Here is a 9,395-nt window from a genome sequence, read left to right as displayed (position 1 = left end):
CTTCGCATTTTGCTTTGCTTTCTTGTTGCGACCCCTTCAGGTCTCGCCAGGACTTTCGCCCTGCCCTAGCAGCTATCGAAACGTCAGGGTAAACCCTAATTCTTCGGCAACTGCCAAGCCCAAGACTGTAGCACAATTTTTGCAGATCTTGCAACTGGCTTCTGCCTAATTTGCACCGATCTTTGCAATAACCGCGAAGCGCTCATTTCTGATTGCTGTTGCGGCAGGTGATGCCGGGATGCCCCGCTTCGCCTGTTGCACTTGCTTGGCCTCGCGTCTCAAAAACTGTGTGAGCTGCGAAGGAGCGAGACTATAGCACAGAATTTTGCGCTGTCATGGCGGCGTCGCAAAATTGTTGTTGGCCTCTGCGGATTCCCTGCCGATCCGCCCTGCTCCGTCGAATGTGCATGGCTTGCGAACGGTCTTCCCTATATATATAGATGGCGGCAGCCCCTGGTGGCGAGGCTAGTATGTACGTTTACTATTTGCCTGTACGCCGCATCTCATTGGAGACAGACCCGTTATGCCCCCTGCGATCGCCATGAGCGAAGACATCCTGATCAACGTCACCCCGTTCGAAACCCGCGTTGCGCTGGTGGAACAAGGTTCGGTTCAGGAGCTGCACGTCGAACGAAGCATTCAGCGGGGCCACGTCGGCAACATTTATCTGGGGCGGGTGGTCCGGGTGCTGCCGGGGATGCAAAGCGCCTTTATCGACATTGGGCTGGAGCGCGCCGCGTTTATCCATATTGCGGATCTTCGTGAGAATCGCGCCGAACGCAGCCAAGGGCTGACGCCGACGCCAATTGAAAAGCTGATTTTTGAGGGACAGACCCTGATGGTTCAGGTGGTCAAGGATCCGCTTGGCACCAAGGGCGCGCGGCTTTCCACGCAGATCAGCATGGCGGGGCGGATGCTGGTGTACCTGCCGCACGATCCGCACATCGGGATTTCGCAGAAGATCGATTCGGAGTCGGAACGCATCCAGCTTCGGGAACGTCTGCAGGCGTTGATGCCGTCGGATGAAAAAGGCGGGTTCATCGTGCGCACGCAGGCCGAGGGCGCCAATGACGCTGAACTGGCGGCGGACGTGGAGTATCTGCGCAAGCTATGGACGAGTGTGCAGGCGTCGGCCCGCACGCAGCCCGCCCCCGCGTTGCTGCACCAGGACCTGACGCTGGCGCAGCGCGTGCTGCGTGACATGGTCGGCCCCGATACCGGGTCCATTTTGGTCGATTCACGCACGACGACTGCGGCGATGCTGGAATGGGCGCGTGTCTACACGCCGTCTGTGGTGGACCGCATCCAGCATTACAGCGGTGAACGGCCCTTGTTCGATACGGCGAATGTGGACGACGAGATTGCACGCGCGCTGTCGCGCCGGGTCGACTTGAAGTCGGGCGGCTATCTGATCATCGACCAGACGGAGGCGTTGACGACGGTGGACGTCAACACGGGTGGCTTTGTGGGCGGCCGCAATTTCGATGACACGATCTTCAAGACCAACCTTGAGGCGGCGCAGGCGATCGCGCGCCAGCTGCGTTTGCGGAACCTGGGTGGCATCGTGATCCTGGACTTCATTGACATGGAGGAACAGGAACACCGTGACACGGTGCTGGCGGAACTGAAGAAGGCGCTGTCACGCGATCGGACCCGCATGACCGTCAATGGTTTTACGCAACTGGGGCTGGTGGAGATGACGCGCAAGCGCACGCGCGATTCGCTGGCGCATCAGCTTTGTGAGCCCTGCCCCATGTGCGAGTCGCGTGGCAATGTGCGAACACCGCGCACGGTCTGCTACGAAATCCTGCGGGAGATTCTGCGCGAAGCGCGGCAGTTCAACCCGAAGGAGTTTCGCATTCTGGCTTCGCAGGAAGTGGTCGACCTTTTTCTGGAAGAAGAAAGCCAGCACCTGGCGATGCTGGGTGACTTCGTGGGCAAGCGGGTATCGCTCGAAGTGGAAGCGACGTACTCTCAGGAGAAGTACGACATCATCCTGGTATGACGGCATCAGATGAATGCCTAGTCATCGGACTGAATGAAGAGCCGCGCACGTTGCGCGGCTTTTTTACTTCATGCATCACCAGATCCACGGGATCACGCGGCGGAAATGTGGCCCAACTGGAGACCCGCATCCTGGCCGGCAAGTCGGGCCACGAACCGCACCGCGAGCCGTTCTTCACCGGCACCACCCATGCCATGCGATGGCGATTGCGACGGCGCTTACCCGATTCACCCATACGCTTCAACTCGATGTGTGTGGATTTTGTGACTTAACGCTTCGTTTGCAATGAATTCTGAAACCGATGGCGGCGACTAAGGGTTATCGATAAGCTGCGGGCGCTTTGCCGGGTCGGTTACCGCCTCGGCGCTTTTCCCTAGTCAATCGGAGGTCATTGCAATGAAGTCCCTATTCCGTCCGTTCCTGGTGCTGATCGCGGCCCTGCCGCTGGTGCTGGCCGCCTGCGGCGACAAGGAGCCCGAACAGCGCGCCGCGTTCACGCAGTTCCTGCAAACGCGCATCGTGGACAAGCCGGGCGTGCGCGTGCCGAAACTGACGGATGAAGAAAAGAAGTCGTTTGGCGATTACGCGGCCCAATACGCGGTGATCACCGACTTCAACGCGGGCATGGACGCCTCGGTCAAGCCGTTGTCGGGGATCCTGCAGAAGGGTCAGGTGCGCTCGGTGAACGATATCGTGTCGCGTCGCGAGGACCTGAAGACTGTTCGTGCCGGTTTGAACGACATGAATGCGGCACTGAAGGAACACCGTGCCAAGGCCGACGCGGCGCGCGCCCAGCTCAAGCAACCTGAAGACCTGAAGGTCGTGTACGACAAGGCTTACGAGAAGACCATCACCCTGCCGGCCGATACATTTGCCGATGTGCTGCCGCAGATCAACGCCACCTACGACGTTGCCCTGAAGGTCGCCGATTACGTGGAAGCGAACAAGTCGAAGATCGAGATCTCCGGCAATAGCGTGTCCGTGACGGACCCTGCCGTGCAGGCCGAGCTGAACAAGCTGCTGCAAGAAATGAATGCGCAGGCCAAGAATGTGCAGCAGGCCCAGACGCGTCTGCAGGCCGTGGTGATGGGCCGCTAAGCGCCGCTTCGACACCCAGCACCCCGCACCGCCCCGCCGCCACCTAAAGGTGCGGCGGGGCTTTTTCATGCCGGCGCGGTTATCACGCCGGACGCCTCAGCCACCCGGTTGCGGCCGGATTCCTTCGCCTGGTACACCGCGGCGTCGGCGGCTTGCACAAGCGCCGCCGAACCGTCGTCTCCCTGCGGCGTAGCCGTGGCCACACCGATACTGACCGTGACGATGCCGCCTTCGTTGTCCTCATGCGCCACGGCCAGCTCCGCGACGGCGCGCCGGATGCTTTCGGCGATAGCCAGCGCTTGTTCGCGGTCAGTCTCGGGCAACAGCACCACGAACTCCTCGCCCCCGTAACGGGCCGCCAGGTCGCGCGGGCGGCGGGCCATTTTCTGGAATGTGAGGGCCAGCGTCCGGAGCAGCACATCGCCCTCCTGGTGGCCATACCGATCGTTGTAGCGCTTGAAGTGATCGGCATCCAGAAACAGCAATGACAGCGGCGTGCGATCGCGCCGCGCGGCCGCCCATTCCACTTGCAGCGTTTCGTCGAAGGTGCGCCGGTTGGCGATGCCGGTCAACCCGTCTGTCTGCGCCTGACGCGCCAACTGTGCTTCGAATGCCTGCCGCCAGCGCATCTCGCGTCTGAAGAGGACGATCTGCGCCATGACCGAGGCAAAGAGCGCCAACGTAATGGGCACGATCAGCGCGGCGCGCCGGACCCACGGTTCAAGCAGGTCGTCGACGGCCAGCGCAACGTCGATCACGAGCGGCGTGCGCTCGATGGCGTCGAACGCGTAGAGCCGATTGACGCCGTCGTGCGACAGCACGCCGACAAATGCGCCCTCGCGGCCGATCAGGTATTGCTGGAAGTCGAGCGGCACGTCGATGCCGCTGCCGGCGTCGGCGCTGGAGTACGGATTGCGCAAGAGAACGACGCCGTCGTTGCGAAAGACCGTGATGGCGTCGTGCGGACCGATGGACACTTCGGCAAAGCGGTCGCGGAAATATGCCGTGCGCAGGGAGCCGGCCACCACGCCGCCGAAACTGCCATCGGGGTTGGTGATGCGCCGGCTGATGGCGATGCTTTCATCGCCGCCGCGCAAGCGGCTGTTGTACGGCCGGCTGACGAAGAGTCCCGTTTCGTCGGCGTCCCGGTGGACCTGGAAGTAATCGCGGTCAGCGAAATTGAGCTTGGGCGGCGTCAAGGCAAGCGAGTCGTAGCGTATGTTGCCTTGGGCGTCGAGCACGACGATGGCGCCCAGATACGCGGCCGTGGCCGAACGGTCGAAGAGGAACCGGTGCAGCGATTGCGGGTCGAGGTCGGCAATGCCGGGGTCATGCAGACGCTCGACCACGCCTTGCAGCGAAAGGTCGTAGACGTGCAACGTTCGGCCGATGTCTGCGGCGAGCACGCTGGCCAGGTTGCGGGCCGATATGTAGGCGGCTTCCCATGTGACGCGGCGATCCATCCATAAGAGGGAGATGGCCGCTGCACAGATACCGATGGCGACGATGCCGGCCAGCGCGTACAGCGTGCGGTGCACGATCCCGCGGGATTTCAATACGGCGCTCCTTCGCGATGGCGTTCGGGGTGGCGTAGTTCATCTGCAAGTTCTGCATGATGATGCCGGTGTCCGATGCCGGGCGCAAGGCATCGCCGCCCGGGGCACGAAACCGTGGGCGGCGATCAGCGCGGGTGGCGGTATTGGCGGCGGGATGGGGCCGCAGGTAACGCGGCGCAAAGCTGGCGACGGTCGCGACGCAGACCTATCGACGGGCGCCGCGCGTCCGGGCCGGATTTCAGGAGACTGCGGCGGCGATGCGGAAGGGGAAGGCCTTGGCGCCGCGCGCCTTGTCGGTTTCGCGGTGGGCGTTGATGGCCCATGCGGGCCCCACCGCGCCGGCCTGCGCCATCAACTGGCGCGTCAGCACACCCGAGAACCCGCAGCGAAGCGTCATGGCCTGACGCCGGGCAAGCTCGATTCCGATGACGTGCGACGTGGTCGAATTACGGTCCGTTTGCAGCATGGCAGCCCCCTGGCAAAAAGCGCTTCCTGAGTGAAGCGTCATGCGGATTAATCTACCCTAGCCGTTTGATTTTGCGCGTGAAATGATGCGTAAAGTAATGCAAAGAACCCGAAATGCGCGCCGAAAAACAACCGTCAGGCGGATGGACTCGCGGCGGCGTCGCCGGTTTCGCGGTCCGGCCGGTCGTTTATGCCATCCGGTTGACCAGTCATATTTCCGTAGAGCAATGAGCGGCCGGCGAACAGCCCGCCCGCTACCTCGAGGTCGAAGCGTTCGGTGTCGCGTTGCCGGACGTCCTGGATGACCTCCTCGGCCTCGTCCGGGGGCACGCCGATGGCGCGCAGCGCCGCTTCGCCGAACACCAGCGCCGACTCCAGCGTTTCGCGGACCTGGAAATCCACGCCCTCGCGGGCAAGCGCCAGTGAATGAATGCGGTCGTAGGCCCGCACCACCAGCCGCACCAGCGGAAATTCGGACTTGATGAGCTGGACCATATGCGTGGCGGCTCGCGGGTCGTTGATGCAGACGAGGATGGCGCAGGCATTCTCGGCGCCCGCCGAACGCAGCATGTCGGCACGCGTACCGTCCCCGTAATAGACCTTGACGCCCCATTTCGCCGCAGCGCGAATCGCGTCGGTATCGGTGTCAAGGATGGATACCTTGACCCCGCGGGCCAGCATCGCCTGGGTCACGATCTGGCCGAAACGGCCAAAACCCACGATCAGCGCGCAACCGTCCAAGTCCCGGGCCACGTCCACGCCGTCCATGGAAGGCACGGGCTTGGGCAACAGCCAGCGCAACGCCAGGACGCAGAGCGGCGTGAGCGCCATGGAAATGATGACGACCGCTGTCAGCACCGCACCGGTATGCGCGTCGAAGATGCCTTTTTCCGCCGCCGCGCTGTAGAGCACGAAGGCGAACTCGCCGCCTTGCGCCAGCAATGCGCACCGGGTGATCGCTTCGGCATGCGTCGCGCGAAGCAGCCGCGCCACGACATACACGCCCACGGATTTGACGGCCATGAAGACGACGACGCCCGCCAGGATGAGCGGCCATTCGCGCGCCACGGCCAACAGGTCCAGCGACATGCCCACGCCCAGGAAGAAAAGGCCCAGGAGGATGCCGCGAAAGGGTTCGATCTCTGCCTCAAGCTGATGGCGGAACGTGGATTCGGACAGCAGGACGCCGGCCAGGAATGCGCCCATGGCCATGGAAAGTCCGCCCAGTTCCATCAGCAGCGCCGCGCCCAGCACGACGAGTAATGCCGCCGCGGTCATGACTTCGCGCGCGTGCGCCGCAGCCAGCAGGCGGAACAGCGGATTGAGCAGCCACCGGCCAGCGGCCAGCAGCGCCAGAATGCAGCCGACCGCGATGGCCGCCTGCAACCAGGGATCGCCATCGCTGCCGCTGCCCGCGGGCGCAAGCAAGGCGGCCAGCGCCAGCAGCGGGACGATCGCCAGATCTTCAAGCAGCAGGATCGAGACGATGCGCTGGCCCTGCGCGCTGGCGGTCTCGTCGCGCTCGGCCAGGATCTGCATCACGATGGCCGTGGACGACAGCACGAAGCCCATTGCCGCCATGAACGCGGCGGCGCCCGACAGGCCGGCCAGCAAGCCCACGCCCGTCAGCAGCGCGCCGCAGACCAGCACTTGCGCGACGCCCAGCCCGAAGATCTCGCCGCGCAACTTCCACAGGCGCGACGGCTGCATTTCCAGGCCAATGATGAACAGGAACATCACCACGCCTAGTTCGGCGACGTGCAGGATGGATTTGGGATCGGAGAAAAAGCCGATGCCGAAGGGACCGATCGCCAAACCGGCGGCCAGGTAGCCCAGGACCGAGCCCAGCCCGAGGCGTTTGAACAGGGGGACGGCAATCACCGCTGCGCCGAGCAAAACGACGACGTTGAGGACTTGATTGCCTTCGGAAGGCAGGGCCATGGAGCGCTCCTGGTTGCATGGCGGGCCGAAGCGCCTGGGACGCCGCCCAGCCCGTTACGCACGGGCTGGGGCCATTTTCCGGCAAACCACGGGATTGGCAAACAGGAACTTCGGCAATGAAAAACCGCCCCGAAGGGCGGCGGCTGGGGAACGACGCGCGCCGGCTCAGTCTTCCCGGAACTGCATCTTGTACAGCGAGGCGTACAGGCCGTCGGCTGCCAGGAGTTCGGCGTGCGGCCCCTGTTCGACGATCCGTCCGGCGTCCAGGACGATGATGCGATCGGCGTTCTGCACGGTGGACAGGCGGTGCGCGATGACGAGCGTGGTGCGGCCCTTCATCAGGCGCTCCAGCGAGGCCTGCACCTGGCGTTCGGATTCGTTGTCGAGCGCGGACGTGGCTTCGTCCAGGATCAGGATGGGGGCGTTCTTGATGAGCGCGCGCGCGATCGCCAGGCGCTGGCGCTGGCCGCCGGACAGGCGCGCGGCGTTTTCGCCCACCGGCGTGTTGATGCCCTGGGGCAGGCCTTCAACAAATTCGAGCAGGTTGGCGGCGGCGAGCGCGTCGCGCACCTTTTGCTCGCTGGACTTGCCCAGCGCGCCGTAGCCGACGTTGGCCGCGATGGTGTCGTCGAACAGCACGACGTCCTGGCTGACCAGCGACAGATGCGAGCGCAGGCTGCGCAGCGTCAGGTCGTCGACGGGCACGTCGTCCACGAGGATCTGGCCGCTGTCGGCCAGCACGAAGCGGGGCAGCATGTTGACCAGCGTGGTCTTGCCGCTGCCAGACCGGCCCACGAGGGCGACGGTTTGGCCGGGTTCGACCACGAAGGATATGTCGTTGACCGTGTCGCGATCGGCATCGGGAAAGCGATGCGACACGTTGCGGAATTCAACCTTGCCGCGGACGGGCTCGGGCAGTTCCTTGGTGCCGGTGTCGTTTTCCGGCACCTGGTCGATCAGCGTGAACACGCTTTCGGCGGACACCAGCATCTTCTGCATGCGGGCGGCCACGTTGGTGAGGCGCTTGATGGGGTCGAAGATCTGGGCCAGCGCGGCCATGAACGAGGCGAAGCTGCCCACGGTGAGCGAACCGCTGTTGGCCTGACTGAGCGCCACGGCGATGACCGCGCCCACGGAGATCGAGATGCAGACCTGGGTCAGCGGGGTCAGGGCCGCGTCGGCGGTGGCCGTGCGCATCGCGAAGCGGCGCAGACGACGGCTGACGAAATCGAAACGGCCGCGTTCAACTTCGTAGCCGTCGAACAGCTTGATGACGCGCTGGCCGTCGATGCCTTCGCCGACCACGCGGGTCAGCTCGGCGTTCATGTTGACGGTTTCGCGGTTGATGCGGCGCAGGCGCTTGATGAAAAAGCGCGAGATCATGACCGACACCGGCAGCATGACCAGGATGATCAGCGTCAGCACCCACGACATATAGAGCAGGACGCAGATCAGGGCGATGACCACCAGGGTTTCGCGCACCAGCACTGTGATGACGTCGGTGGCGTAACCGGTAACGTTGCCGGCGTCGATGGTGAAGCGGTTCAGGAGGCGGCCGGTGTCGCCGCGCTTGAAGTCCGCGTCGGGCAGGCCCAGCAGGCGCTCGAACATGTCGCGGCGCATGCCGAGCAGCACGTTGTTGGCCACCCAGGCCAGCAGGTAGTCGCTGAAGAAGTTGCAGATGCCGCGCAGCAGGATCAGGCCGACGACCGCCAGCGGCAGCGCCCACACGTAATAGGGTTTGGCGCCCGAGAAACCGCCATCGAGCAGGGGCTTCATGATGACCGCCAGCACAGGCTGCGTGGCTGCGGCGCCGGCCATCAGCAGGACGGCCGCCAGCAAACCCTTCCAATAGGAACCCACGCGGCTGTAGATCCGGGACCAGAGTTCGGATTTGACGGGTTGGGAGCCCGCTGGCGCATTCCGTGCGGCAGAATTCAAAGGGATCACTCGCTTTTATACAATTGTGCCCAGGATTGTACCGGCTGCGCGCATGCGCGCCGTCCCCGCCCCCTTAGCCCTATCCGCGCCCGTGCGCCCTTCCATGTCCGATATCAGTTGCCTGTATGTCCGCCTGCCCAACTGGGTGGGCGATGTCTGCATGAGCCTGCCCAGCCTGCGTGCCCTGGCCGCAAGCGGTCTCCCCCTGGTCCTCTGTGCCCGTCCCTGGGCCCGCGATCTGCTCGATGGCGTGGACAAGCTGGATTTCATTCCCATGCGAGGCAAGGTGGGCCCGGACCGGGCGGCCGTCAGCGCGCACCGCCGGGGGCTGGGCGCGCAAGGCCGCCGCGCCCGCGGCCTGCTGCTGCCGGATTCCCTGTCCAGCGCGC

Annotated in this window: 7 protein-coding genes and 1 pseudogene; 4 read left to right on the top strand and 4 right to left on the bottom strand. The window is 64.1% G+C overall.

Going from position 1 to position 9,395, the window contains the following annotated elements:
• Nucleotides 1-541 precede the first annotated feature (541 nt).
• From rng to B3446_RS09595, 3 genes are all read left to right on the top strand, one after another.
• A complete protein-coding gene (gene rng / locus B3446_RS09605) occupies nucleotides 542-2,005 on the top strand; it encodes a ribonuclease G (protein WP_191576675.1) in 1,464 nt (487 codons plus the stop codon).
• Nucleotides 2,002-2,277, top strand: coding sequence for a hypothetical protein (locus B3446_RS09600; protein WP_291380435.1), 276 nt, complete (start codon nucleotides 2,002-2,004; stop codon nucleotides 2,275-2,277). The genes rng and B3446_RS09600 overlap by 4 nt, the downstream gene beginning before the upstream one ends.
• A gap of 124 nt (nucleotides 2,278-2,401) precedes the next feature.
• Complete coding sequence (locus tag B3446_RS09595; RefSeq protein WP_175125690.1) at nucleotides 2,402-3,103, top strand: DUF3053 domain-containing protein; 702 nt, start codon at nucleotides 2,402-2,404, stop codon at nucleotides 3,101-3,103.
• A gap of 65 nt (nucleotides 3,104-3,168) precedes the next feature.
• Here the strand turns inward: B3446_RS09595 and B3446_RS09590 are convergent, their stop codons facing one another.
• The 4 genes from B3446_RS09590 to msbA all read right to left on the bottom strand — a co-directional run bounded on the left by B3446_RS09590 (nucleotide 3,169) and on the right by msbA (nucleotide 9,006).
• A complete protein-coding gene (locus B3446_RS09590) occupies nucleotides 3,169-4,659 on the bottom strand; it encodes a sensor domain-containing diguanylate cyclase (protein WP_291380433.1) in 1,491 nt (496 codons plus the stop codon).
• 238 nt (nucleotides 4,660-4,897) lie between these two features.
• On the bottom strand, nucleotides 4,898-5,125 hold the full coding sequence (locus B3446_RS09585) for a hypothetical protein (protein ID WP_175125694.1): 228 nt from the start codon (nucleotides 5,123-5,125) through the stop codon (nucleotides 4,898-4,900).
• 134 nt (nucleotides 5,126-5,259) lie between these two features.
• Nucleotides 5,260-7,065, bottom strand: coding sequence for a monovalent cation:proton antiporter-2 (CPA2) family protein (locus B3446_RS09580; RefSeq protein ID WP_291380430.1), 1,806 nt, complete (start codon nucleotides 7,063-7,065; stop codon nucleotides 5,260-5,262).
• 165 nt (nucleotides 7,066-7,230) lie between these two features.
• Nucleotides 7,231-9,006 (bottom strand): lipid A export permease/ATP-binding protein MsbA, encoded by a 1,776-nt coding sequence (gene msbA / locus B3446_RS09575; RefSeq protein ID WP_191576494.1) that lies wholly within the window; start codon nucleotides 9,004-9,006, stop codon nucleotides 7,231-7,233.
• A gap of 103 nt (nucleotides 9,007-9,109) precedes the next feature.
• Here msbA and B3446_RS09570 point away from each other — a divergent pair.
• A pseudogene (locus B3446_RS09570) lies at nucleotides 9,110-9,395 on the top strand (heptosyltransferase); the annotation flags it as partial.

This window comes from Achromobacter sp. UBA5777 (genome assembly GCF_002418565.1).
Lineage (GTDB): Bacteria > Pseudomonadota > Gammaproteobacteria > Burkholderiales > Burkholderiaceae_B > Achromobacter > Achromobacter animicus.
The sequence above is the reverse complement of the archived record's forward strand: the minus strand, read 5'-3'. Positions and strand labels throughout refer to the sequence as shown.

Excerpts from the sequence above, each read along its gene's own strand:
- rng (WP_191576675.1), top strand. The coding sequence starts at position 542 with ATGAGCGAAGACATCCTGATCAACGTCACCCCGTTCGAAACCCGCGTT.
- B3446_RS09600 (WP_291380435.1), top strand. The coding sequence starts at position 2,002 with ATGACGGCATCAGATGAATGCCTAGTCATCGGACTGAATGAAGAGCCG.
- B3446_RS09595 (WP_175125690.1), top strand. The coding sequence starts at position 2,402 with ATGAAGTCCCTATTCCGTCCGTTCCTGGTGCTGATCGCGGCCCTGCCG.
- B3446_RS09585 (WP_175125694.1), bottom strand. The coding sequence starts at position 5,125 with ATGCTGCAAACGGACCGTAATTCGACCACGTCGCACGTCATCGGAATC.
- B3446_RS09580 (WP_291380430.1), bottom strand. The coding sequence starts at position 7,065 with ATGGCCCTGCCTTCCGAAGGCAATCAAGTCCTCAACGTCGTCGTTTTG.